This is a genomic window from Ruegeria sp. C10, assembly GCF_056537805.1.
This window is the reverse complement of record NZ_JBQFSC010000001.1, coordinates 824,619-850,331: the sequence shown is the minus strand read 5'-3', so window position 1 is coordinate 850,331 and position 25,713 is coordinate 824,619. Positions and strand designations below refer to the sequence as shown.

Annotated in this window: 21 protein-coding genes; 3 read left to right on the top strand and 18 right to left on the bottom strand. The window is 57.2% G+C overall.

Going from position 1 to position 25,713, the window contains the following annotated elements; genetic code table 11:
- Positions 1 to 3: 3 nt before the first annotated feature.
- Together rpsG and rpsL are read right to left on the bottom strand one after the other, a co-directional pair.
- On the bottom strand, positions 4 to 474 hold the full coding sequence (gene rpsG, locus ACR0DE_RS03895; RefSeq protein ID WP_010441203.1) for a 30S ribosomal protein S7: 471 nt from the start codon (positions 472 to 474) through the stop codon (positions 4 to 6).
- Positions 475 to 489: 15 nt separating this feature from the next.
- Complete coding sequence (gene rpsL / locus ACR0DE_RS03890; RefSeq protein WP_005621086.1) at positions 490 to 861, bottom strand: 30S ribosomal protein S12; 372 nt, start codon at positions 859 to 861, stop codon at positions 490 to 492.
- Positions 862 to 1,259: 398 nt separating this feature from the next.
- Between rpsL and ACR0DE_RS03885 the strand changes: the two genes are divergently transcribed.
- A complete protein-coding gene (locus tag ACR0DE_RS03885; protein WP_170611177.1) occupies positions 1,260 to 2,075 on the top strand; it encodes a glycosyltransferase in 816 nt (271 codons plus the stop codon).
- Here the strand turns inward: ACR0DE_RS03885 and ACR0DE_RS03880 are convergent.
- The 10 genes from ACR0DE_RS03880 to rplK form a co-directional block, all read right to left on the bottom strand.
- On the bottom strand, positions 2,060 to 2,929 hold the full coding sequence (locus tag ACR0DE_RS03880; RefSeq protein ID WP_170398562.1) for a DMT family transporter: 870 nt from the start codon (positions 2,927 to 2,929) through the stop codon (positions 2,060 to 2,062). The two genes, ACR0DE_RS03885 and ACR0DE_RS03880, sit on opposite strands and share 16 nt — an antisense overlap.
- Positions 2,930 to 3,058: 129 nt before the next feature.
- The gene (locus ACR0DE_RS03875; protein WP_480751946.1) at positions 3,059 to 4,132 is read right to left on the bottom strand and encodes a PLP-dependent cysteine synthase family protein; all 1,074 of its coding nucleotides are present in this window, start codon (positions 4,130 to 4,132) and stop codon (positions 3,059 to 3,061) included.
- A gap of 141 nt (positions 4,133 to 4,273) precedes the next feature.
- A complete protein-coding gene (gene rpoC / locus ACR0DE_RS03870; protein WP_170406489.1) occupies positions 4,274 to 8,515 on the bottom strand; it encodes a DNA-directed RNA polymerase subunit beta' in 4,242 nt (1,413 codons plus the stop codon).
- 52 nt (positions 8,516 to 8,567) lie between these two features.
- A complete protein-coding gene (gene rpoB, locus ACR0DE_RS03865) occupies positions 8,568 to 12,704 on the bottom strand; it encodes a DNA-directed RNA polymerase subunit beta (protein WP_170562470.1) in 4,137 nt (1,378 codons plus the stop codon).
- 250 nt (positions 12,705 to 12,954) lie between these two features.
- The gene (gene rplL / locus ACR0DE_RS03860) at positions 12,955 to 13,329 is read right to left on the bottom strand and encodes a 50S ribosomal protein L7/L12 (RefSeq protein ID WP_010441182.1); all 375 of its coding nucleotides are present in this window, start codon (positions 13,327 to 13,329) and stop codon (positions 12,955 to 12,957) included.
- An 80-nt stretch (positions 13,330 to 13,409) separates the two neighbouring features.
- On the bottom strand, positions 13,410 to 13,928 hold the full coding sequence (gene rplJ, locus ACR0DE_RS03855) for a 50S ribosomal protein L10 (protein WP_170406495.1): 519 nt from the start codon (positions 13,926 to 13,928) through the stop codon (positions 13,410 to 13,412).
- Positions 13,929 to 14,443: 515 nt separating this feature from the next.
- A complete protein-coding gene (locus tag ACR0DE_RS03850) occupies positions 14,444 to 15,364 on the bottom strand; it encodes a hypothetical protein (protein ID WP_480751941.1) in 921 nt (306 codons plus the stop codon).
- Positions 15,361 to 16,029 (bottom strand): class I SAM-dependent methyltransferase, encoded by a 669-nt coding sequence (locus ACR0DE_RS03845; protein WP_480751936.1) that lies wholly within the window; start codon positions 16,027 to 16,029, stop codon positions 15,361 to 15,363. The genes ACR0DE_RS03850 and ACR0DE_RS03845 overlap by 4 nt, the downstream gene beginning before the upstream one ends.
- Before the next feature lie 304 nt (positions 16,030 to 16,333).
- Positions 16,334 to 17,032: a 50S ribosomal protein L1 gene (rplA, locus tag ACR0DE_RS03840; protein WP_010440987.1), complete on the bottom strand. Its 699-nt coding sequence runs from the start codon at positions 17,030 to 17,032 to the stop codon at positions 16,334 to 16,336.
- Position 17,033: 1 nt separating this feature from the next.
- Positions 17,034 to 17,483 (bottom strand): 50S ribosomal protein L11, encoded by a 450-nt coding sequence (rplK, locus tag ACR0DE_RS03835; RefSeq protein ID WP_010440985.1) that lies wholly within the window; start codon positions 17,481 to 17,483, stop codon positions 17,034 to 17,036.
- A 381-nt stretch (positions 17,484 to 17,864) separates the two neighbouring features.
- Here rplK and ACR0DE_RS03830 point away from each other — a divergent pair, with 381 nt between their 5' ends.
- Both ACR0DE_RS03830 and ACR0DE_RS03825 read left to right on the top strand, forming a co-directional pair.
- Positions 17,865 to 19,106, top strand: a complete 1,242-nt coding sequence (locus tag ACR0DE_RS03830; RefSeq protein ID WP_170398593.1) for a peptidoglycan-binding domain-containing protein — start codon at positions 17,865 to 17,867, stop codon at positions 19,104 to 19,106.
- A 95-nt stretch (positions 19,107 to 19,201) separates the two neighbouring features.
- Positions 19,202 to 20,389, top strand: coding sequence for an adenylate/guanylate cyclase domain-containing protein (locus ACR0DE_RS03825; protein ID WP_480751932.1), 1,188 nt, complete (start codon positions 19,202 to 19,204; stop codon positions 20,387 to 20,389).
- 47 nt (positions 20,390 to 20,436) lie between these two features.
- Here the strand turns inward: ACR0DE_RS03825 and nusG are convergent, their stop codons facing one another.
- The 6 genes from nusG to ccoG form a co-directional block, all read right to left on the bottom strand.
- Entirely contained in the window at positions 20,437 to 20,970 is a 534-nt protein-coding gene (gene nusG / locus ACR0DE_RS03820) for a transcription termination/antitermination protein NusG (protein WP_152459924.1), read from the bottom strand.
- Positions 20,971 to 21,162: 192 nt separating this feature from the next.
- Positions 21,163 to 21,360, bottom strand: a complete 198-nt coding sequence (secE, locus tag ACR0DE_RS03815) for a preprotein translocase subunit SecE (RefSeq protein WP_170398600.1) — start codon at positions 21,358 to 21,360, stop codon at positions 21,163 to 21,165.
- An 80-nt stretch (positions 21,361 to 21,440) separates the two neighbouring features.
- Positions 21,441 to 21,599 carry a cbb3-type cytochrome oxidase assembly protein CcoS gene (gene ccoS, locus ACR0DE_RS03810; protein ID WP_074737762.1) on the bottom strand — a complete coding sequence of 53 codons (159 nt, stop codon included), beginning with the start codon at positions 21,597 to 21,599 and terminating at the stop codon, positions 21,441 to 21,443.
- Between the two features lie 5 nt (positions 21,600 to 21,604).
- Positions 21,605 to 23,782 (bottom strand): heavy metal translocating P-type ATPase, encoded by a 2,178-nt coding sequence (locus ACR0DE_RS03805; protein ID WP_480751929.1) that lies wholly within the window; start codon positions 23,780 to 23,782, stop codon positions 21,605 to 21,607.
- A gap of 2 nt (positions 23,783 to 23,784) precedes the next feature.
- Positions 23,785 to 24,243 (bottom strand): FixH family protein, encoded by a 459-nt coding sequence (locus ACR0DE_RS03800; protein ID WP_480751925.1) that lies wholly within the window; start codon positions 24,241 to 24,243, stop codon positions 23,785 to 23,787.
- Between the two features lie 2 nt (positions 24,244 to 24,245).
- Positions 24,246 to 25,673 carry a cytochrome c oxidase accessory protein CcoG gene (ccoG, locus tag ACR0DE_RS03795; protein ID WP_480751922.1) on the bottom strand — a complete coding sequence of 476 codons (1,428 nt, stop codon included), beginning with the start codon at positions 25,671 to 25,673 and terminating at the stop codon, positions 24,246 to 24,248.
- Positions 25,674 to 25,713: the final 40 nt, after the last annotated feature.

Below are 25,713 nucleotides of genomic sequence, written 5' to 3'. Positions count from 1 at the left end.
GGATTACCAACGATAATGGCTGAAGGCTTTGTTCGCCTCGGCCATCTTGTGGGTGTCTTCGCGTTTCTTGACGGCAGTACCGCGGGACTGAACGGCGTCCAGCAGCTCGCCTGCAAGGCGCTCTTCCATGGTGTTTTCGTTGCGGCCGCGCGCAGCAGTGATCAGCCAGCGGATGGCCAGTGCTTCGCGGCGCTCAGGGCGCACTTCGACCGGAACCTGATAGGTTGCACCACCAACCCGGCGCGAGCGAACCTCGACCGACGGTTTGATGTTGTCGAGCGCTTCGTGGAACACTTCGACAGGAGCGCGCTTTACCTTGTTCTCAACGCGGTCAAACGCGTTGTAAACGATGCGCTCTGCGACCGACTTCTTGCCGTCGATCATCAGGTTGTTCATGAATTTGGTCAGTACCTTGTCGCCAAATTTGGCGTCAGGCAGTACTTCGCGTTTTTCGGCGGCGTGACGACGTGACATATCAGCCTCTCCTTCTTACTTGGGACGCTTCGCGCCGTATTTCGAACGACGTTGCTTACGATCTTTGACGCCCTGAGTATCCAGAACACCGCGCAGGATGTGGTAACGCACACCGGGAAGGTCTTTTACACGGCCGCCACGGATCAGAACAACCGAGTGTTCCTGCAGGTTGTGGCTTTCACCCGGGATGTACGAGATGACCTCGAACCCGTTGGTCAAGCGCACCTTGGCAACCTTACGCATAGCCGAGTTCGGCTTCTTCGGTGTGGTGGTGTACACGCGGGTGCAGACGCCGCGCTTCTGCGGGCACTGCTCCAGGTGCATGGACTTCGAGCGTTTTACTTTGGGCTGCCGCGGTTTGCGGATCAGCTGTTGAATAGTTGGCATTCCGGTTTCTTCCCCGTTTTGCAACACACATGACATGCACGCGCGCTGCGTGCGGTTAAATTCGCTGCACTCATGCGTCCACAAGCGCAAAACCCGCGAGCGTTCCCATTCCGAGGTGAACGTCGCGGTTTGTTATCAGAGGGCGCGAACGATAAAAGTGTCCGGGCCTTGACCAGTTCATTACTGAAATCGGTTATGGGGCGGCCCCCGGTACCGAGATGTCGCGCGTATTAAGGGGAGTCGGCCCAAGTGTCAACAGCCCAGCGGGAAAGGCGTGTTGTACATAAGAGCTCCGGCCGTCTATCAGGAACTAATGGAGATTCCCACTGCGCCGACACATTGCAGCACTTCGGCACCGGATGCATAGTGAACATGCCCTGCAAACCATTGGATGCCCCATGCAAGTCTTTGGCCTGTGCCGATTTTCATTCCCTGCTCTGGGCGATTTCCAGATCGAACATGACACGGTCGCAGATCGGCGCGCCCATCTCTACAACCCTGCTCGTCTGGAAGAGCGGTTCCGCTTGTTCGAATCTGTGACGTTGCCCAGCTTTCGCACGCAGACAGATGGGGACTATCAGCTTCTGGTCGTTGTTGGGGACTGTCTGCCGCGAAAGGCGCTCGACCGGCTTAAGGACCTTACCGCTGACATCAAGCAGGTACGAATTGTCCAAAGACCCGTCGAACCAAGCCATAAACACCGGCAGGTCATGAAACGAATCCTTCAGGAAGCGCGTTCAAACCCGGACCGGCCCTGTCTTCAATTTCGCCATGATGACGACGACAGCATTTCGATTGATTTCATCGAAAGACTGCGCGAGTCCGCCGATGATGTTGCCGGGCTGATTGGAAAAAATCAGGCCATAGGCCTCGATTTCAACAACGGATACCAGGCCAGCTTTGGGCCGAATGGGGTTCGGGCGGCACAAGTCTACAAATCTTTGCTTGGGGTGGGCTTGGGCATGCTTATCGCGGGCGGGTGCGCCCACACGATCATAAGTTTTACCCACAACCGGATCGGGCGTTTCATGCCAGTGGTCAGTTATCCTGATCGCCCGATGTGGATCAGGACATTGAACAACTCCAACGACTCGCCGCGCGCTGAAAAGCAGAAGGCGCAGCTTGCGCCGATCACGCCCGAAATCGAGACCGATTTTGCCACGCGTTTCGCGCTAAACCCCGGTTTCGTACGTTTGCCTCACTTCTCCGCTTGACGCGACCGTTCGCGAAACAGAGTGAACATCCCTGCCCCAACTACCAATGCACCACCCAGCATTGTGATCGCGTCCGGCCAGTCACCAAACACAGCCCACCCCAGTCCCAGTGCCCAAAGCAGGCTGGAATAGCGAAATGGCGCAACAAAACCGACCTCGCCCACGCGCATCACCATGACACTGAACAGATAGCCTATCAGAACAAAGACCGCAGCGCTGGCGATCATCGCTCCAGATGCGGTCGAGACCGGCACCCATCCTTCAAACGTGGAGACGATGATCGCTGCCAATGTGATAGTGAGGGATGTCGCCAGTGTTACCACCATAGAAGGTACTTCAGCTGACATTCGGCGGGTGATCAAATCGCGAACTGTAACGGAAGCAACCGCAATCAATGCGTAAATCGCATAGATGCTGAATCCTTCAGGACCGGGCCGAACGATCAACAACATACCGACGAACCCAAGCGCAATTGCAGCAATACGTCTCCATCCAATTACTTCACCGAAGAATAAGGCAGCACCCAAAGTCACGGTCAGCGGCAACGCCTGTAGAACTGCCGTAACGTTGGCAAGCGGCATGTGCATCAGAGCCGTTAAAAAGAAGATGGTCGCCGCCAACTCTGCCAGGCACCGTAATGCGATAAGCCATTTGTCATGGAGGGGAAAATTCAGGTGAAGCGCCCCAAGATAACGGGCCATTATCAACACAAGAACTGTCGCCAAAACTCCGCGCATGGTCACAAGTTGGAACAGAGGCAGATCTTGCCCCACCACTTTCACCAACGCATCATTGACGGTAAAGGCCGCCATGCTGCCCATCATCAGCAGCGCGCCTTTAACGTTAGGACTCATTTAATCAACACCCGGTCTTCAATATATCGTCGTACTAACTGTTCAATCGATCACGAAGTCAATTTGCGCCTGACAATCCTACAGTAATAGTTCCGACGAGCTACACAAACTGTCGACTTTTCAGTCGTTTCAATCTGTCATCTGGGCGGAAGGCGTAGATTTCGAGATCTCGATCTCATCATCCGTCATCTCTTCTTCTACGCCATCAAACAATGGCGTCGAAAGGTAACGCTCGCCCGTATCTGGCAACATTACCAACATGACGGAACCTTCCGGAGCAGTCTCGGCCAGTTTCATCGCGACCGCAAAGGTCGAGCCACCAGAAATACCGGTAAAAATCCCCTCTTCCGCGGCCAAACGGCGCGACCATGCAATACCGTCGCTACCGGGAACGGGAATCAACTCATCATAGTACGAGTTATCAATGGCCTCCTGCAGAACCCACGGAATGAAATCAGGCGTCCAGCCTTGGATCGGATGCGGCTCGAAGTTCGGATGGCTCTCGGTCGGCTGGTGTATTTCATTGCGCGTGTTCACATATCCTGACGACACAATGGCTGCGTTGGCAGGCTCTGTCAGGATGATCTTGGTCTCAGGGCGCGCTTTTCTAAGAGCCCGGGCCACGCCCGAGACGGTCCCACCAGTGCCATAGCCCGTAACCCAATAATCCAGATTCTGCCCGTCAAAATCACCCAAGATTTCCCTCGCGGTGGTATTTTCGTGAATATCGGCATTGGCTGCGGTTTCGAACTGGCTGGCCAGGAACCAGCCGTTCTGCTCGGCCAATTCCTTGGCTTTTGTATACATGCCGAACCCCTTTTGCGCGCGCGGTGTCAGGACAACTTTTGCCCCCAAAAACCTCATCAGCTTGCGCCGCTCGACCGAGAAACTGTCGGCCATCGTCACAACCAAGGGATAGCCTTTGGCCGCGCAGACCATCGCCAGCCCGATACCGGTATTCCCCGAGGTCGCCTCAACTACTGTCTGACCGGGTTTTAAGCTACCGTCGCGTTCTGCCGCTTCGATGATGTTGAGGGCAAGGCGATCTTTGACAGAACTGGCCGGGTTAAACGCTTCGAATTTTACGTAAACCGTCACGTTTGAGGGCGCGATCCTGTTTATTCGTATGCTTGGCGTGTCTCCGACGGTGTCCAAAATACTGTCATACAGTCGCTTTCGCCCATGCGTTTGACGGGTTGTCATTGCGGCCCCCTCCTCTGTTGACGAAAGCATGCCACAAACCGGGTCACATTAGTAACTATCTTTGTGAGAGTTCGCCTCGGAGCGCTCACAACAAGAAAGGCCCCGCGAAATCGCGGGGCCTTTCTTAGTTATTGAGGGTGCCTATTCGCGGCTTTCCGGTGTTTCCACCAGAACGTCCAGCTCATCACCGACCATGTCGTCGTCGAAGGTCGGAGCGGCCAGAGCAGCGGCTGCTTCGGCCTCTTCCCGGCGCGCTTCGATAACCACGTTGTCACGCGACTGCGCGATGTGGCGGACGGCCTGAGTGGCCCCACCGGTCCCGGCGGGGATCAGACGACCAACGATTACGTTCTCTTTCAGGCCAACCAGCTTGTCTTTCTTGCCCTGAACCGAGGCTTCGGTCAGCACGCGGGTGGTTTCCTGGAACGACGCCGCCGAGATGAACGAACGCGTCTGCAGCGAAGCTTTGGTGATCCCCAGAAGGATCGGCTCACCCTGAGCCGGACGACCGCCACGCGAGATAGTCTTCTCGTTGGCTGCGTCGAACTCTTGCTTGTCGACATGTTCGCCTTTCAGCAGGGTGGTGTCGCCTGAATCCAGGATCTCCCACTTCTGCAGCATCTGGCGCACGATGACTTCGATGTGCTTGTCATTGATCTTCACGCCCTGCAAGCGATAGACGTCCTGCACTTCGTCGATCATGTAATCCGCCAGCGCTTCGACACCCATGATGGACAGGATGTCATGCGGAGCCGGGTTACCGTCCATCAGGTATTCACCCTTCTGGATGAAGTCCCCTTCGGCGACCGGGATGTGCTTGCCCTTGGGTACCATGTATTCGATGGTCTCCATGGACTCGTCAGCCGGTTCGATGCTGATGCGGCGCTTGTTCTTGTAGTCGCGGCCAAAGCGCACGTAACCATCGGCTTCTGCGATGATCGCGTGATCTTTCGGACGACGGGCTTCGAACAGTTCGGCCACACGTGGCAGACCACCGGTGATGTCCTTGGTCTTGGCGCCTTCACGCGGGATACGCGCAACAACGTCACCGGCTTCGATGGTCTGACCATCTTCGACGGACAGGATCGCATCCACCGACATCGGATAGTGAACCGGGTTGCCCGCATCGTTGCGGACCGGCTCGCCATCTTCACCGACCAGAATGATCTCGGGCTTGAGGTCGCTGCCTTTGGGGGCCGCGCGCCAGTCGATCACGATCTTCTGGGTCATGCCGGTTGCATCGTCGGTCTCATCCCGGACCGCAAGGCCCGAAACAAGGTCGACATATTTCGCGGTACCGGCTTTCTCGGCGATGATCGGCAGGGTGTAGGGGTCCCATTCGAACAGCTTGTCGCCACGAGCAACCTTGGTGCCGTCCTTGACGAACAGCTTGGAGCCATAGCCCAGCTTGTGGCTGGCACGCTCTTCGCCGTGTTCGTCGCTGATCACCAGCTTCATGTTCCGGCCCATAACGAGGCTTTCGCCTGCGGCATTGACCAGAATCTGCGGGTTCTCGAAGGAAACGACGCCTTCCTGGCTGGCTTCCTGGAACGACTGCTGACCACCTTGCGCAACACCACCGATGTGGAAAGTACGCATCGTCAGCTGCGTACCGGGTTCACCAATGGACTGCGCGGCGATGATGCCGACAGCCTCACCTGTGTTCACCATGGTGCCGCGTGCAAGGTCACGACCGTAGCAGGTGGCGCAGACGCCTTCCTCGGACTCACAGGTCAGAGGCGAGCGGATGCGCATCGACGCAACACCAGCTTCGTCAATGGTGTCCGCCATGCGTTCGTCGATCAACTGACCAGCGGCCACGATCACCTCATCCGTGCCCGGACGCAGAACATCGTCAGCCGCCACACGACCCAGCACACGTTCGGCCAGCGAGGCAACAACCTCACCGTCATTCACGGCGGCTTCGGCTGTGATCGCACGCTCAGTACCACAGTCGATCTCGCGAACGATGCAGTCCTGTGCGACGTCTACCAGACGACGGGTCAGGTAACCCGAGTTCGCCGTCTTCAGAGCGGTATCCGACAGACCCTTACGGGCACCGTGGGTCGAGTTGAAGTACTCGAGAACGGTCAGACCTTCTTTAAAGTTCGAGATAATCGGCGTCTCGATGATGTCACCGTTCGGCTTGGCCATCAGGCCGCGCATACCGCCCAGCTGTTTCATCTGAGTGACCGAGCCACGCGCACCGGAGTGGGCCATCATGTAGACCGAGTTCGGCTCCTGATCCGACCCGTCTTCGGCCTTGGCAACGTCAGAGATGGTGCTCATCATCGCTTCGGTGACGCGGTCGTTACACTTCGACCAGGCATCAACAACTTTGTTGTACTTTTCGCCCTGAGTGATCAGGCCGTCCATGTACTGCTGTTCAAAGTCCTTCACCTGACCGCGGGTGTCATCAACGATGCCCCACTTGTCATCCGGGATGACCATGTCGTCCTTACCGAACGAGATGCCCGCCTTGAACGCTTCTTTGAAGCCCATCGACATGATCTGGTCACAGAAGATAACCGACTCTTTCTGACCGCAGTAACGGTAGACGGTGTCGATCACCTGCTGCACTTCTTTCTTCCGCAGCAGGCGGTTGACCAGCTCGAACGGGGCTTTGTTGTTCATCGGCAGCAATGCACCCAGACGCAGACGGCCCGGAGTGGTTTCATAGCGCTTCTGAACTTCGTTGCCTTCGTCGTCGATCTGCGTGATCCGCGCGGTGATTTTCGAGTGCAGATGCACCTCACCGGCGTCCAGCGCGTGCTGAACTTCTTCGATCGAACCGAAGACCTTGCCTTCGCCCGGCATGCCTTCGCGTTCGAGGGTCACATAGTACAGACCCAGGATCATATCCTGCGACGGAACGATGATCGGTGCACCGTTTGCAGGCGACAGAACGTTGTTCGTCGACATCATCAGAACACGCGCTTCCAGCTGCGCCTCAAGGCTTAGCGGGACGTGAACGGCCATCTGGTCCCCGTCGAAGTCGGCGTTAAAGGCCGAGCAGACCAGCGGGTGCAGCTGGATGGCTTTACCTTCGATCAGAACCGGCTCGAACGCCTGAATGCCAAGACGGTGCAGCGTCGGCGCACGGTTCAGCATGACAGGATGTTCGCGGATCACCTCGTCGAGGATATCCCACACTTCGGGACGTTCTTTCTCGACCAGTTTCTTCGCTTGCTTAACAGTCGAAGACAGACCCTTGGCTTCAAGGCGCGAGTAGATGAACGGCTTGAACAGCTCCAACGCCATCTTCTTGGGCAGACCACACTGGTGCAGTTTGAGTTCCGGACCGGTCACGATGACCGAACGGCCCGAGAAGTCGACGCGCTTACCAAGAAGGTTCTGACGGAAGCGGCCCTGCTTGCCTTTCAGCATGTCCGACAGCGATTTCAGCGGACGCTTGTTGGCGCCGGTGATCACGCGGCCACGACGGCCGTTGTCGAACAGAGCGTCCACGGATTCCTGCAGCATCCGCTTTTCGTTGCGGACGATGATGTCAGGCGCGCGCAGCTCGATCAGACGCTTCAGACGGTTGTTCCGGTTGATGACGCGGCGATACAGATCGTTCAGATCCGAGGTCGCGAACCGGCCACCATCCAGCGGAACCAGCGGACGCAGTTCCGGCGGAATGACCGGGATCACGGTCATGACCATCCACTCAGGCCGGTTGCCCGACTCGAGGAAGGATTCGACAACCTTCAGACGCTTGATGATCTTTTTGGGCTTCAACTCGCCGGTTGCTTCGGCCAGATCAGCGCGCAGCTGCTCGGCTTCGGCTTCCAGATCGATCTGGGCCAGCATCTCACGGATGGCTTCGGCACCGATATTCGCGGTGAACGCATCCATGCCATAGGCATCCTGCGCATCCATGTACTCTTCTTCGGTCAGCATCTGGCCGTAGGTCAGGTCGGTCAGACCGGGCTCGATGACGACGTAGTTTTCAAAGTACAGAACGCGTTCCAGATCGCGCAGCGTCATGTCCAGCATCAGACCGATGCGGGACGGCAGCGATTTCAGGAACCAGATGTGTGCGACGGGCGCGGCCAGTTCGATGTGGCCCATACGCTCGCGGCGGACTTTCTGCAGGGTGACTTCCACACCGCATTTCTCGCAGACAACGCCGCGATATTTCATCCGCTTATATTTACCGCATAGACATTCGTAATCTTTGATCGGGCCAAAGATACGCGCGCAGAACAGACCGTCACGCTCGGGCTTGAACGTCCGGTAGTTGATGGTTTCGGGTTTCTTGATCTCACCATAGGACCAAGACAGGATCCGTTCAGGGCTGGCCAGCGAAACCTTGATCTCGTCAAAGACTTTCGGCGGTGTCAGCGGGTTGAACGGGTTGTTGGTGATTTCCTGGTTCATTTTGATACCTCAAATTTTGCGGAAGGGGGGACGGGAGGAAGGGCCGAGGCCCTTACTCCTCAACCTCCGCATCCAGGAGTTCCATATTCAGGCCGAGGCCACGGACTTCTTTAACCAGAACGTTGAACGATTCCGGTACGCCCGCTTCAAAGTTATCCTCGCCCTTGACGATCGACTCATAGACCTTGGTCCGACCGGCGACGTCATCCGATTTCACGGTGAGCATCTCCTGCAGGGTGTAGGCGGCGCCGTAAGCTTCCAGAGCCCAGACCTCCATCTCACCAAAGCGCTGACCACCGAACTGCGCCTTACCACCCAGCGGCTGCTGGGTAACCAGGCTGTACGGCCCGGTCGAACGCGCGTGGATCTTGTCGTCCACCAGGTGGTGCAATTTCAGCAGGTACTTGATGCCCACGGTGACCGGGCGCGCGAATTGCTCACCGGTGCGACCGTCGAACAGAACCGACTGACCGCTTTCCGAGAAGCCCGCACGCACCAGCGCGTCGTTGACGTCTGCTTCTTTGGCACCGTCGAAGACCGGAGTAGCGATCGGAACACCACGGGTCACGTTGCCCGCAGCCTCGATCAGGCCATCCTCGTCCAGACCGGTGATGCCTTCTTCGTAGACATCCTCGCCATAAGCCAGCTTCATCGCTTCGCGAACCGGGGTCAGATCGCCGGACCGGCGGTATTCACCCAGAGCGTCGTCGATGTTCAGACCCAGACCGCGCGCGGCCCAACCCATGTGGGTTTCAAGGATCTGACCGACGTTCATACGCGAAGGCACACCCAGCGGGTTCAGACAGAAGTCAACCGGAGTACCATCGGCCAGGAACGGCATGTCTTCCATCGGAACAACCTTGGAGATAACACCTTTGTTCCCGTGACGACCGGCCATCTTGTCGCCCGGCTGCAGCTTACGCTTCACGGCGATGAAGACTTTGACCATCTTCATCACACCCGGCGGCAGGTCGTCGCCACGACGGACTTTCTCGACCTTGTCCTCGAAACGGGCGTCCAGAGCACGCTTTTGCACTTCGTATTGCTCGTTCAGAGCTTCAACGATCTGTGCATCCTGCTCGCCTTCCAGCGCCAACTGCCACCACTGACCGCGGGTCAGGGTTTCCAGCAGATCCTCGGTGATCACCGACCCTGCCTTGACGCCTTTCGGGCCTTTGACAGCGGTTTTACCCAGGATCAGACCTTGCAGACGCGCGTAGATGTTGCGGTCAAGAATCGCCAGCTCGTCGTCCCGGTCACGGGCCAGACGTTCGACTTCCTCACGCTCGATCTGCAGCGCACGCTCGTCTTTCTCGACGCCGTGACGGTTGAAGACGCGGACCTCAACGACCGTACCGTAGTCACCCGGCTTCACGCGTAGCGAGGTGTCGCGCACGTCAGATGCTTTTTCACCAAAGATGGCGCGCAGCAGCTTTTCTTCCGGGGTCATCGGGCTTTCGCCCTTCGGAGTGATCTTGCCGACCAGAATATCGCCCGGCTCAACATCCGCACCGATGTAAACGATGCCTGCCTCGTCGAGGTTGCGCAGCGCTTCTTCACCGACGTTCGGGATGTCGCGGGTGATCTCTTCCGGGCCCAGCTTGGTGTCACGGGCGGCGACTTCGAATTCCTCGATATGGACCGAGGTAAAGACGTCATCACGCGCGATACGTTCCGAGATCAGGATCGAGTCTTCGTAGTTGTAACCGTTCCACGGCATGAACGCGACGACCACGTTCTTACCAAGCGCCAGTTCACCCATATCGGTCGACGGACCGTCGGCAATGACTTCGCCCTTTTGGACGGTGTCACCCACCTTGATCAGCGGACGCTGGTTGATGCAGGTGTTCTGGTTCGACCGCTGGAATTTGCGCAGACGATAGATGTCAACGCCAGCGTCGCCCAGTTCCAAATCCTCGGTGGCGCGAATAACGATACGCTGGGCATCGACCTGGTCAATGATACCGGCGCGTTTCGCCTGAATCGCAGCGCCCGAGTCGATCGCAACCTTTTCCTCGATCCCGGTACCGACCAGCGGCGCTTCGGCGCGCAGCAGCGGAACCGCCTGACGTTGCATGTTCGAGCCCATCAGAGCGCGGTTGGCGTCGTCATTTTCAAGGAACGGGATCAACGATGCAGCAACCGAGACCAGCTGTTTCGGCGACACGTCGATCAGGTCCACATTCTCGCGCGGGGCGAGGGTGTAGTCACCGGCCTGACGGGTCGAAACCAGATCGTTGATGAACTTACCATCGGCATCCAGCGTCGCGTTCGCCTGCGCCACGGTGTGACGCATTTCTTCGGTCGCGGACATGTAGTGTACCTCATCGGTCACCTCGGCGTCTTTGACGACGCGGTAGGGTGTTTCGATGAAACCATACTTGTTCACGCGGGCAAAGGTGGCCAGCGAGTTGATCAGACCAATGTTCGGACCTTCGGGCGTTTCAATCGGGCACATCCGACCATAGTGGGTCGGGTGTACGTCGCGCACCTCAAAGCCCGCACGCTCACGCGTCAGACCACCCGGGCCAAGCGCCGAGAGACGGCGTTTGTGGGTGACTTCCGAAAGCGGGTTGGTCTGGTCCATGAACTGCGACAGCTGCGACGAGCCAAAGAATTCACGAACAGCAGCCGCAGCCGGTTTCGCGTTGATCAGGTCCTGCGGCATGACGGTGTCGATTTCGACCGACGACATGCGCTCTTTGATCGCGCGCTCCATGCGCAGCAGACCGACGCGGTACTGGTTTTCCATCAGTTCACCGACCGAACGCACACGGCGGTTGCCGAGGTGGTCGATATCGTCCACGTCGCCTTTGCCATCACGCAGCTCAACCAGCGCCTTGATGCAGGCCACGATGTCTTCGCGACGCAGGGTGCGCAGGGTGTCCGGCGCGTCCAAAGCCAGACGCATGTTCATCTTCACACGACCAACGGCGGACAGGTCATAGCGCTCGCTGTCGAAGAACAAGGTGTCGAACAGAGCCGACGCAGCCTCGACGGTGGGAGGCTCGCCCGGACGCATGACGCGGTAGATGTCCATCAGCGCGCTTTCACGGTTCAGGTTCTTGTCCTGAGCCATGGTGTTGCGCATGTAGGGGCCAACGTTGACGTTGTCGATGTCCAGAACCGGGATGTCGGTGATGCCCGCATCCATCAGGTCCTTGACGGTGCCGCCGATCAGGTCGCCGTCTTTATCATACTCCAGGGTCAGCTCATCACCGGCTTCGACATAGATCGCGCCGTTTTCTTCGTTGATGATGTCCTTGGCGACATACTTGCCGACGATGTTGTCGAAGGGCACCAGCAGGTCGGTAACAGCACCTTCGTCGATCAGCTTCTTGACCGCGCGCGGGGTGACTTTCTTGCCCGCTTCGGCAATCACTTCGCCCGATTTCGCGTCGATCAGATCATATGTCGGACGGGTACCGCGCACACGCTCGGGGAAGAAGGGCGTGACCCAGCCTTTCTTCTTGTCCAGCTTGTAGGACACGGTGTTGTAATACGCGTCCATGATCGCTTCCTGATCCAGACCCAGCGCGTACAGCAGGGTGGTCACAGGCAGTTTGCGGCGACGGTCGATTCGGGCGAAGACGATGTCCTTGGCGTCGAACTCGAAGTCCAGCCAGCTGCCGCGATACGGGATGATGCGGCAGGCAAAAAGCAGTTTGCCCGAGGAATGGGTTTTGCCCTTGTCGTGGTCAAAGAACACACCGGGCGAGCGGTGCATCTGGGACACGATCACACGCTCGGTGCCGTTCACGATGAAGGTACCATTCGGCGTCATCAGGGGCATGTCGCCCATGAACACGTCCTGTTCTTTGATGTCTTTGACCGATTTCGCGCCGGTGTCCTCATCGACATCAAACACGATCAGACGCAGAGTGACCTTGAGCGGCGCGCTGTAGGTCATGTCGCGCTGCATACACTCTTCGACGTCGTATTTGGGTTTTTCCAGATCGTATTTCACGAACTCCAGCACGGAGGTTTCGTTGAAATCCTTGATCGGGAAAACCGACTGGAACACGCCTTTGATGCCTTCGCCGTCTGTGGGCTGTTCTGCATCGCCGGAGCGCAGGAAAAGATCATAAGAAGATTTCTGCACCTCAATGAGGTTCGGCATCTCCAGCACTTCGCGGATTTTGCCGTAATATTTACGAAGACGTTTCTGGCCAAGGAACGTTTGAGCCATGTCAGATGTCACCTTTCGATGTTCTCAGCGGGCAAAGACACCGTCGGGCCCCGGCATCTTGCACAATCGAGACGACACGTCCGGATCAATTCGTGACCACCGTCCCGAAGGTGGCCTCCCGATCCGAAAACCGTGTCTTAGAAAACGCCCCAGACAATGAGGCCCTTTCTAAGACAGGTTCGGCTGGACCCGGATTTCTCCGGACCCAGCCAAATTTTGCGGCGCATCAGCGATGCACCTGTCGGTTGGCTTAGGCCAGCTCGACTTCGGCGCCAGCTGCTTCCAGCTTGCCTTTGACTTCTTCGGCTTCGTCTTTCGACACGCCTTCTTTGATCTTGCCGCCAGCTTCGACCAGCTCTTTGGCTTCTTTCAGGCCCAGACCAGTGATGCCGCGAACTTCTTTGATCACGTTGATTTTCGAAGCGCCGGCGTTCTTCAGAACGACGTCGAATTCGGTTTTTTCTTCCTCAGCTGCGCCACCGGCGTCGCCACCGGCTGCAACCATTACGGCGCCGCCAGCTGCGGGCTCGATGCCGTATTCGTCTTTGAGGATGGTTTTCAGTTCTTGTGCTTCCAGCAGGGTCAGACCCACGATGCTTTCTGCGAGTGCTTTCAGATCAGCCATTGTATTAGCTCTTTCCGTTTTACAGTGTGTGTTCCAACGTCAGGGTGGTCCCCCTACGCAGATCATTCAGTGCCAACCGCTTACGCAGCTTCCGCCTTCTCTTCGATGGTGGAAAGGATGCTTGCGATGTTGCTTGCAGGTGCGCCAATCGCGCCGGCGATGTTCGAAGCAGGTGCGCCAATGCAGCCCACGATCGAAGCAATAAGCTCCTCGCGAGACGGCATTTTCGAAACGGCTTCAACGCCTTTGCGGTCCAGAGCGTTCTCGCCCATTGCACCGCCGAGGATCTCAAAATTCTTGTTATCCTTGGCGAAGTCCTCGGCCACCTTGGCAGCTGCCACGGGGTCCTCGGAATAGGTCAGAACGGTCATCCCTGTCAGCAGGTCGGCCATGCTTTCACACGGCTTACCCTCAAGGGCGATTTTGGCGAGCCTGTTCTTGGCAACACGCACGGCACCACCCGCGTCACGAGCACGTGCGCGAAGGTCCTGCATCTCGGCAACTGTCAGACCGGCGTAGTGCGAAACCACTACGACGCCAGAGCTTTCGAAGATTTGGCCGAGTTCCTCGACCACTTTCTCTTTCTGGGCTCTATCCACAGTTCTCTCCAAGTTAGGGGCGATATCTCACCCCGGCTCATATTTGCCGCAGCTTTCGCTCCGGCGTTCAGGTCCGTTGTTACGGGATTGGCCAAAATGCGCCCGAGGATCGTGACCCTCAGAATTCTTTGGTCTTACCCGTCTCAGGCAGGGAATTAAGGGGCCAGATGGACCCACCCACCGTCTTGGACGAAACAAAATAAAGCGCACGACGAATCGCACGCTTTATTCCGCAGGTCTACTTAGGACAGATAGGCCGAGTTTCCAAGAGGTAAATTTAGGCGACTTGCCCCTCCCGCGCAGGGGCTGCGACATAGTTGAAACTGTTCTGAGGCATCTCGGTTTCCAGAAAACGAGCCGACACTAAGGCTTGCGGATTTCGCTGCGCGCACCATAGCTACACGCCTGCTAAGACATCGCTCAATATCTGTGCGCAGAGCTGGCCAAGCATTCTGCCAACTAACCGCTATCGTGCAAATGCGGTCGCTGCTTGAGGGCACGGCGGCGGGGCGCTTTCAACCGCCGGTAAAGTCGTGCCGAAGCATAGGTGCAAACCTGCGGCGCGCAGTCCGCCAACGGAAATGAAAAAGCGGGTCCGGTATTCGCCAGTTTTCACCGTAACTCTGAGCCAGCAATGCTGGCGCGTCCTGCGGCAGCATGATTTCCCCACCATTAAGTGGTTTTAGCGGGAAAATCGCGCTTTCCGGCAAGTCGTTGAGTGAGTACGGGTACACGCTAAAGCGCCCGTTTTCCGTCCACGCCGGAAATAGATCTATATCAATACCCAAATTATTTTTAACTTTGAAGATTGGTATATTACGCTTTAACGAATTGGTATCCAGGCACTCATTGGCGAGCAACTCTCGCTGATAATCAATCCATTTTTCAGCGACGCCTTCAAGCGTAGACTCACCCAGATGCACTGCAAAATCGACATCGTCGTCGTGACCAATCAATCCACCCTCTCGAACGAGACCCAACAACGCGCCAGCGTATAGAATGATCGGCTTCCCTAAACGAATTACGGATTCAAGCTCGGCGTCAAGTTTTGAAAAGATATCATCGCCAGCCTTTTCTCCGAATGTTCTGTTATAGCCATGTGGTGTAATGTAATCGGGGTGTAGCGTCTGCTTCACGCGCTCAAAAAACGAGGCAAAGCGCGCCTCCATACCCTGTTCTGCATAGCGAATTTCCATATGCTTCAGCCTACCGTGCGTCCGGGCAGGCTTTAATCTTCTGTGGCAGCACAAAAGAAGAAATGTCTCTTCCCAATCATCATAGAGCGACTGGTTCTCCAAGCGCATTATGGGATCCTTTAGCGCCTCAACCGCAAGGCGCGTTTTGCGAGGTCGTGGTAGTGCCGTTTGGGCCGCAGCATGCGTAAAAACATGCTCGCGAAGCGACGCGAGCTCCTTGATCAATTCTGCTTCGGTCATGGTGTTTTTTCATAGATCGCGCGGGCGACGATCGCATCTTCTGTTTTATATTTTGCGAAACCACTGCCTTCGACGCCATAGCATTTTCGGAATTCGGAGGCTTCCATTTTTGAATCCAGATCCGCCGCACTTACGTATCGCCGGAAATGCGGCGCCGCAATTTTCGTTGTGGCTCGGTCCGCCAACGTTCGATATTCGAACGCTACGACATCGCCAGGCCTGCACCCGCTCCGCAGCGCCCGGATCAGAGCATCTTCTTCATCATCTGTGATCGCATGCAAAAAGAACCGAGCATAAACGCAAACGATTTCAGATCGTCGCTCGGACAACACACGCTCAACCAATCCATCTTCGAGATTGGTCTGAACAAATTCAAGATCGTCGCCGCCCTGCTTTTGTGCATGCTTTTGCGCTGACGCAATCGCTGCCTCAGACGCATCCATGCCGGTCACTTTGAACCCGTGTCGTGAAAAGAAAAAACTGTCACGGGCATTCCCACACCCTACGTCAATGACATGTGACTGCCGATCAATCTCATTTGCCACAAACGCTGCGAATTGCGACGGCAAGGTAAGCTCCCATGACCCTGCCGATTTCGCATAAAACTGGTCCCAAAAGGCGCGTCGATCTTCTGGAAGTGATTTCTGACGAATATTTTGGTTCATTGATGGGTATTCTCTAACAGCTACTACACGACAATGGGGGAACTGTGTCAGACCGCACCCCCTAGTTCAATCGCTTCTTTAGCCACCGCTGCTGAGGCATTGAATCTATGTTTGTGCGTATCGCTGCTTTTTAGTCAGCGTAGCTGTAACCGGGTTTGAAATTGGCAAAACTTCAAGATTTCAATTGATGTGCAAGCAACCACGCTATCACAAAACTACAGCCTGTTTCTCATGTGGCACGCAATAAAAATCCCGGGCAGTTCGCACCACCCGGGATCAAGTTCTCACAGCTTAACGCTAAGGCTTATTCGCCCGCAGCAGCCGCCACGTCCAGAGTCACACCCGGGCCCATGGTCGAGCTCAGCGCGATTTTCTTCATATAGGTGCCTTTTGCACCCGACGGTTTGGCCTTCGCAACAGCCGAGATGAAGGCACGGACGTTTTCGACCAGCTTGGCTTCGTCGAAGGACGCTTTGCCAACACCGGCGTGCACAACGCCGCCTTTTTCCGCCTTGAACTGAACTTCACCACCTTTTGCTGCTTCCACGGCTGCTTTCACGTCCATGGTCACGGTGCCAACTTTGGGGTTTGGCATCAGGTTGCGAGGGCCCAGAACTTTACCCAGACGACCGACGATCGGCATCATATCCGGGGTTGCAATGCAGCGATCGAATTCGATGGTGCCGCCCTGAATGGTTTCCATCAGATCTTCCGCGCCAACGATATCTGCGCCCGCTTCTTTCGCTTCGTCTGCCTTGGGGCCACGAGCAAATACAGCAACGCGCATCGCTTTGCCGGTACCGTTCGGCAGGCCAACAACGCCGCGAACCATCTGGTCCGCGTGACGGGTGTCAACGCCGAGGTTCAGAGCGATCTCGATGGTCTCGTCGAATTTTGAGGTTGCGTTGCCTTTGACCAGGGAAACAGCTTCTTCGACCGACAGGTTTTCCTTGCCAGCGACAGCTTCGCGCGCAGCGCGGGTACGTTTACCGAGTTTTGCCATCTTACTTCACCTCGATGCCCATTGAGCGGGCCGAGCCCAGGATGATCTGCATTGCGCCTTCGACGTCGTTGGCGTTCAGATCTTTCATTTTGGCTTCGGCGATTTCACGAACCTGCTTCGAGGTTACGGTTGCCACGGTCTCACGACCTGGGTTTTCCGCACCACGAGGGCGGTTCCGCTTGCCGACCGGCTTCAGACCAGCCGCTTTTTTCAGGTAGTAAGACGCGGGCGGCGTCTTGATGTCCATGGTGAAGGACTTGTCCTGATAGTAGGTGATCACGGTCGGGCACGGGGCGCCGGGCTCCATGTCTGCGGTCTTGGCGTTGAACGCCTTGCAGAATTCCATGATGTTGATGCCGCGCTGACCCAGCGCCGGACCAACTGGCGGCGACGGGTTCGCCTGACCTGCAGGAACCTGCAGCTTCATTGTACCAGCAAGCTTCTTGGCCATTTGGTTTTCCTTTCAACTTAGGTGAAACGCGTTTCACCCAGACTATGTTGCGTGGTCCGATCCGGGATCGCGATCCCAGCAACCTCCCACGAGAGAATCTCGCCCGAAGACGATAGGGGCGGCACTTACAGCGGAACGGCGGGGTTGGCAAGTGGCCTGCCCTGCTCTCACACATCGAATCAAGCCCCCAAGTGGGTCTTATACGCTCACGGCGTACAGATCGTTACTAACAAGGTGCGACTGACAACTCTTAAGAAATTAATATCAATGCAGAATCTGCGCGGTGGTTGCGGGATGGTCGGGTTTCCGCCACCCCCCTCACCTCAATACTCGCAGCTGTGCTATACTCGACGAAATTAGTATTTTTGGTGGAGGTTAATTATGATCATTCGTTTATTAATAACAGTTGGCATCGCGCTGTCATTTGCGGCGTCTTCTCCTCAGACCGCGCGGGCCGATGCTGGCGAGATACTGGGCGGTGCTGTGGTTGGTGGCGTCATCGGCTACGCTATCGGCCGGGATCAGCAGAGAAAACAGCAAGCCCGGACGAGGTCAACAACAACACGCACCTATCGCCCCGGAATTCCGTCGACCACACAAGGGGCGCAAACCCAGACCGCGCTCAACTATTTTGGCTACAACGCCGGTCGCGTTGATGGTCAGGTCGGTCGTGGCACGCGGTCTGCGATCGAACGCTATCAGGTCTCGATGGGCTACCCCGTGAATGGCTATGACTTCCAGCCCTATCAGCGCGACTTCCTGATGCAGGCCTATTACTGGGCGACAAGCGGCGGTCAGACGACAACCCAACTCGCAGGCCAACCGCTTTTGATGGAATACCGTCGGCAGATACAAACCGGCTCTGCCCTGGCTGCTGCCCCTCAGGCACCAGCACAAGCCCCAGCAACCACGATTCCGGTTGTGGTTCCTCAAGCTCAGGAACCAGAGCCCGAGGCCAATACAACTGAAACCGCCTCTGCCAGCCTGCCAAGCCTGTTTTCCGGCGGGACCGGCGGCCCATCGCTGGCCAATCGGTGTAGCGGGGTGATGCTGCAGACCTCGACAAACGGGGGCTACACGACGCTGTCAAATATGACGGATGCCGATTTTGCCCTCAGCGAACAGTTCTGCCTTGCTCGCAGCTATGCAATGGCGCGTGGCGAAGATCTGATGGCGGATATCCAGGGGCTGACGCCGGATCAGGTGAGCGCACAATGCGACTCGTACGGCGAAATGTTGGCACCGCAAGTTGATGCGCTGTCGATCAGCTCGAAGGCAGAAGCTGAAACCCAGGTACGCAAGCTTGCGCTGGACTCGGGCCTTAGCCCCGCTGATCTTGCAGCGACAAGCAAGGTTTGTCTGTCGATGGGCTACCGTCAGGACAACATGGACACGGCAGTCGGTTCTGCATTGATGCTAGTCGCGATGGGTGAGCCTGCCTATGGAGAGTTGATCGGCCACCACCTGCGCGAAGGCTTTGGTGTGCAACAGCGTCGCGATCTTGCGATGCAGTGGTACGATGCGAGCCTTTCGGCGTTGGATGCCGGTTCGCAGGCCGTCTTCCTGCCATCCCAGACCGACCGCCCGCAACTGTTGCGAGCCGCTATGGTTCAAGCGCAGTAAGTCGCGCACTCAGTCGTTTCAGCCTCTGCGAAGCTGATACAAATAACGCCGCGGTGTCAGTTTGCATCGCGGCGTTCTATATTGAGGGTGCCATTATGCCGACCCCACCGGAACCGATCTCAAAACATGACAAGATCGACGCTTTGATCGAGTGGATGGTTGACGGTGCCCGCCCAGCTGGAAATGCGGTCGATATCATCGAAGGTATCTGTACCCGTCTGCTGGATGCCGGTGTCGCCATCGACCGGTTCGGTTTGTTCATCTGGACGCTGCATCCCAATCTGATGGGTCGACGTTTCCTGTGGAAAGCGGGCGCTGGCGTTGATCGTGTCGACGCGCCGTCTCAATTGTTCACCGAGGCGATCTACACCGATAACCCCCTTCCGCATGTGATTGAGCGTCAGCAACCCATCCGCCGCCACCTGGAAGACCCCAGCTGTCCCGAGGATTACATCATTGTCGGCGAATTGCGCGAGCAGGGCTTCACCGATTATCTGGCGCAACCGCTGATCTATCTCAACGGCGATACCCATGTCTGCACCTGGTCAAGTGCCACGCCCGGTGGCTTTTCAGAGAGTGATCTGGCGATCCTGAACCGGGTTCGCGGTCCGCTCGCCCGCCTGACCGAGACCTATATGCTGCGGCTCGACGCGACCTACCTGCTGTCGACCTATGTCGGCCGTAACAGTGGCGCCCACATTCTGGACGGTAAAGTACATCGCGGTGATGGCAGCAAAATCGAGGCCGTTATCCTGTTTGCGGATCTCAAGGGATTTACCCGCCTTTCGAATTCGGTTTCCGGCGATACGCTGGTCCGGCTGCTGAATGACACGTTTGATTGCCTTGTCCCGTCGGTCATGGACCACGGCGGAGAGATTCTGAAGTTCATGGGCGACGGCTTTTTTGCCATCTTCCCAACCAGCACGGATCTTCCGCCAAAGGTGCAGATTCAGGCCGCCATCGCAGCGGTGCGCGAGGGTGTGGCGTCGCTGGCCGAGGCCGATTTCCAGCACAAGCTAGGCGTACGGACTGCGATCCATCATGGTCGCTTCCACTATGGAAATGTAGGTGGTGGGGATCGGCTGGATTTCACGGCCATCGGTCCCGACGTCAATTTGGCGGCTAGACTTGTAGCGGCGGCCACAGACTTGGATTGCGACCATGTCCTTTCGGATACAGCCGCAGCATTTCTCCCGAATCTCTGCGAACCGGTCGGAACTGTATCACTTAAAGGTATTGGTGAGGATCAAACTGTCTGGCAGATGAGCACGCCCCAAACGTAAAAAGGGTGCCCATAAGGCACCCCAAACGATGGTTCGATGGAAACCAATCAGCTCTGCTTGGTGACCTGCGTAAAGTCCAGCTCGACCGGTGTTTCTCGGCCAAAGATCGAAACCGAAACTTTCAGTTTCTGGTTCTCGTCGTCCACACCTTCGACCATGCCGTCGAAATCCTCGAACGGGCCGTCGTTGACCTTGACCTTCTCGCCGACCTCGAAGCTGATCATCAGCTTGGGCGCTTCTTCACCTTCCTGAACGCGGTTGAGGATCTGGTTCACCTCGGCGTCGCGCATCGGCATCGGGCGGCCCTGAGGGCCCAGGAAGCCGGTAACGCGATTGATCGAGTTGATCAGGTGATAGCCCTGATCCGACATTTCCATGTGTACCAGCACGTAACCCGGCATAAAGCGACGTTCGGTGGTGACCTTCTTGCCCCGGCGCACTTCGATCACCTCTTCGGTGGGCACCAGAACCTCGTCGATATCGTCTTCAAGGCCCTGCTCAGCCACCGACGTGCGGATCTGCTCTGCGATCTTCTTTTCGAAATTCGAAAGAACGCTGACCGAATACCACCGTTTCGCCATGAACCTGTCGTCCTTGTTTGCCTTTGGGCTGCGACGCATCGCGCCCTTCGTTGAAATCCTATTGCGTCACCCGGAATAAAAAGCGGCGCGCAGCCCGATTCGCCGCACGCCCATTCCGAATAGTCATGTCACCTACTCTGACATCGCAAGCTGTGCAAGGGGGCAGTCGCGTTTCAGCTTGCCCAAACCGGCTTAGCTAAACGCGCCGAGTACCAGTTGCAGACCGCCGCGAATGCCCAGATCAACCAGCGCAAAGAACACAGCCGTCAGCGCAGCCATGATGAACACCATGACCGTGGTCAACAGCACCTCACGACGGGTCGGCCAGACGACCTTTGCGACTTCGGCGCGGACCTGCTGAATGAACTGGATCGGGTTTAAGGTTGCCATGAGGCTACAATCTCTCTTCTAGCGGATGGGCCGGACATAGCCGGGCATTGCGGCAATTTCAAGGGCTGTTGACGCCTCTGTCAGGGCTTGGGCTTGTCATCCCATTCGTCGCTTAGGATACGGCGCGCATCGCCTTCCGGATCCTCATACTGGTTCGAGCGGACCGTGTAGATAAACGCAACCAAGCCAACCCCGCCCAAAAGCAGGGAAATCGGGATCAGATAGGCAAGCACTTCCATCAGAGTTACCTCAGCCGCAAGGCGTTCAACGACACGGTAATCGACGAGGTCGACATCGCCAATGCCGCAATAAGGGGTGTCGCCAACCCGGCAACGGCCAGCGGGACCGCGATGATGTTATAGACAGTGGCGATCCGGAAATTCTCGCGAATCCGACGGGTCGCCCTGACGGCTGTATCGCAAGCCTCAGCGATTGGGGACAGATCATTGCCCAGTAGCACGATATCCGACGCTACCCGCGCGGCATCCAAGGCGCTGGCCGGAGAAATCGACACATGCGCCGCCGCCAATGCCGCCGTATCGTTCAGCCCATCGCCGACCATCAGAACGTGCCGACCCTGATCACTCAGCTGCTGCACCTTGGCGGCTTTGTCTTGAGGCAAGGCCTGGGCGATCCAGTTCTCAATGCCAAGCTTGCCCGCCAAGGCCTGAACCGCGCCTTCCGTATCGCCGGAAATCAGGATGACGTCTTTGCCTGCCGCACGGAAAGCCGCGACCGCCTCGGCAGCGCCTGCGCGCAGACTGTCGGTAAAAGTAAAGCGTGATGGCGTCCGCGATCCGATTGCGAGCCAGGCTGCGGTCTGCTCACCATCTTCGCCGCCGACCCAGGCCGCTCGACCCAGCCGGACCTGCTGATCACGGTAAACGCCCTCAGTGCCATATCCCGGCACCTCAACAACATCGTGCAACTTGGCAGGCTTGATCCCGGCTTCACGCGCAGCCTTTGCAAGGGCAAGAGACAAGGGGTGCGAAGACGCTTCGGCCAATGCCAGAGCCACTTGCAAATCGGTACGCGAATGATCACCAAGGTTGGTCAACTCAGGCGCACCGGATGTGAGGGTTCCGGTCTTGTCGAACACCACCGTATCCACTTCGGCCAACCGTTCTAACGCGGTCGCGTGTTTGATCAGCATGCCACTGCGGAACAATCGGCCTGATGCTGCAGTGGTTACCGCCGGCACTGCCAAGCCCAGCGCGCAGGGACATGTGATGATCAAAACCGCCGCAGCGATATTCAGCGCCGTCCGGATATCGCCCGAATAAATATACCATCCTAAGAAGCTGAGCGCGGAGAGTATATGCACCCCCGGCGCATAAAGCTTGGCCGCCTTGTCTGCCAGCGAGGTATACCGTGACCGGCCCGATTCAGCGATGGCTACCAGATCCGCCATACGGTGCAGCGAGGTATCTTCCCCGACTGCCGTCGCACGGATGGTCAGAGGGCCGGTCAGGTTAACCTCACCTGCACTGACGTTCAGCCCGGCCTCGGCAAAGACCGGGAGGGTTTCCCCGGTCAGCAGCGACCGGTCCAACTCGGACTGGCCCGAGATGATTTCGCCATCCACTGGCATACGCCCTCCGGGGCGAACCAGAATCAGATCACCCACGTTAAGGCTCGCCACCGCCACTTCCGCTTCGGTCCCATCCACGAGCCGGATGGCGCGCGGGACCTCCAGCGCGGTTAGTTCTTCGGCAGCCGAACGTGCCGCGGCACGGGTGCGATAGTCCAAATACCTGCCCGCTAGCAGGAAGAATGTCAGGGTCAAAGCCGCGTCGAAATAAGCATGTTCACCGCTGAGTGCAGTTTCCCAAAGCGACGTGACCAGAGCTAACAGTATCGCCAAAACAATCGGCACATCCATATTCAACCGGCGTACGCGCAGCGCGCTCCAGGCGTTGGAAAAGAAAGGCTGGGCCGAGAACGCAATTGCAGGCAGCGCAATCGCCGCAGATATCCAGTGGAACATGTCGCGCGTCGCATCGGTGGCGCCGGACCAGACCGACACCGATAACAGCATCACGTTCATCGAAGCAAAACCCGCCACTGCCAGCCGCATCAGCAGATCGCGCCCGGCCTTATCGGTTTGCGTAGCCGAAAGCGCACCCGGATCCAGTTCGTGGGCTTCAAAGCCAGCGCGCTCCAGCACCGGGATCAGATCGGCGGCGCGCGTATCCGGTGCCGCCTTGATCATCGCGCGTTTCAGCGTGAGATTGACCCGCGCGTCTTCAACGCCGGGATGGGCATTCAACTCACGCTCGACCGTAGAGATGCAGGCCGAGCAGTGGATGCCCGGCAGCGACAGCGCGATCTGCACATCCTCTGGGATTGGCCGCGCCGCTTCCGCCGGGGCTGCGATGCAGCCAGGACAGGCTGCCCGAGATGGAGTGGCTTGCGCAACCATCTCTAACCTTTCACATACAGGGGCACACGTTGCGCGAACTCGGCACCATCTTTTGCTTTGGCCACAAGGCGAATGTTCCAGTTCCCTTCGCCCAGGGCAGCCGGAGCGGCATAGGTGATGCCATCAAAAGTAAAGTCCGGCGAGAAGTCTTCCTTCACATGGGTGGCGCGCCCCACCACGGCCTGCAGATCTGCCACTTCAACAGGGGAACCGGTCTGATCGGTTATGTATAGCACCAGCAGCCCTCCGGTCAGCTCGGCCTTGATGTTCCAACCCAGGGCCTGCTGTTCCTTCAAACGTTCATTGAACTCCTGGCTGGCTACATAGGAGTTCTTCACCTCAAGCCCCGGAAAGGTCTTGATTGCACTATAAGCCAAGACGAGGTTCACCGTGATGATCACGCCAAAGGCCGCCACAAATACCGCCAATGCGTGTTTGCCTGTGAATTGACGTTCTGCCATTCTCAGCTTCCTCGTCCGTTGAAACTGGTATCCTTGTAGGCCCGCTCACCACTTTCCAGATCTTCGACCCAGATGCGAACCGATGTGCTGTCAGCCGCTGCAGGGGCAGTACCCTGCGGAGCGGTGATATAGACGCGGGTCAATTGTGCCGTATCTGCAGTGACATTAACAGTCTCGCCTTCAACACCTTCGATTTCAATCTGCAGCGATGGATCGCCCGCAATCGTCAGTTTGAATGGCCGATCCTCGCCATGTTTGTTGCGCAGGCGTACATCATAGGTGTTACGGATCGTGCCATCTGAAAGGGTAACGAAAGTCGGGTTCCGCACCGGCGCAACCGTCAAATCGATATCCGAACGAATGAACAGCGCAAAGAGCAATGCAAATCCGACCAGTGACCATAGCGCCGTGTAGAGGATCGTGCGCGGACGCAGGATGTGTTTCCAAACGTTTTTGGGTGGCTGACCTTCGCGTTCGCGGGCCTCATCACTCAGCGCCATGTAATCGATCAGACCACGGGGCTTGCCTATCTTGGCCATCATGTCATCGCAGGCGTCGATGCAAAGCGCACACGTAATGCATTCCAGTTGCTGACCGTCTCGGATGTCGATCCCTACCGGGCAGACATTGACGCAAGCCATACAATCGATGCAATCGCCCAGCTCGCTGTCAGCCGTACGTTTGCCTTTGCCGCGTGGTTCACCCCTCCATTCGCGATATCCGACGACCAGGGTATCCTCATCCATCATCGCGGCCTGAATGCGCGGCCATGGGCAGGCATAGATGCAGATTTGTTCGCGTGCAAAGCCACCGAAGAAAAATGTGGTGCCGGTCAGAATCAGCATCGTCGTATAGGCCACTGGATGCGCGTTTCCGGTGACCAGATCACGCGCCAGAGTTGGTGCATCCGCAAAATAGAAAACCCAGGCGCCACCGGTTGCGAGCCCGATGAAGAACCAAGCGATCCACTTGGTCAGGCGCAGCCGCGCCTTGCGGAAATCTAACTTTTTCTGCCTGTGCAGACGCAGGCGCGCATTACGGTCGCCCTCGATCCAGCGCTCGACAAGGATATACAGGTCCGTCCAAACCGTCTGCGGGCAGGCATATCCGCACCAGACCCGCCCAAGCGCCGAGGTGAACAGGAACAGACCCAATCCTGCCATGATCAGCAGCCCAGCGACAAAATAGAACTCGTGCGGCCAAATCTCGATCCAGAAGAAATAGAATCGGCGGTTCGCCAGATCTAGAAGAACGGCCTGATCCGGAAGGCTTGGCCCGCGATCCCACCTGATCCAAGGCGTCACATAGTAAATGCCCAGCGTCACCGCCATGATGATCCATTTCAAATTGCGAAACGGGCCGGACACACGTCTCGGGAAAATCGGCTCTCTGGCGGCGTAGAGACTGGGGGTGGGATTGGAATCGCTCACAGGCTGGCTCCGCAACTGGCTATTCTGAGTGTGTGTTCTT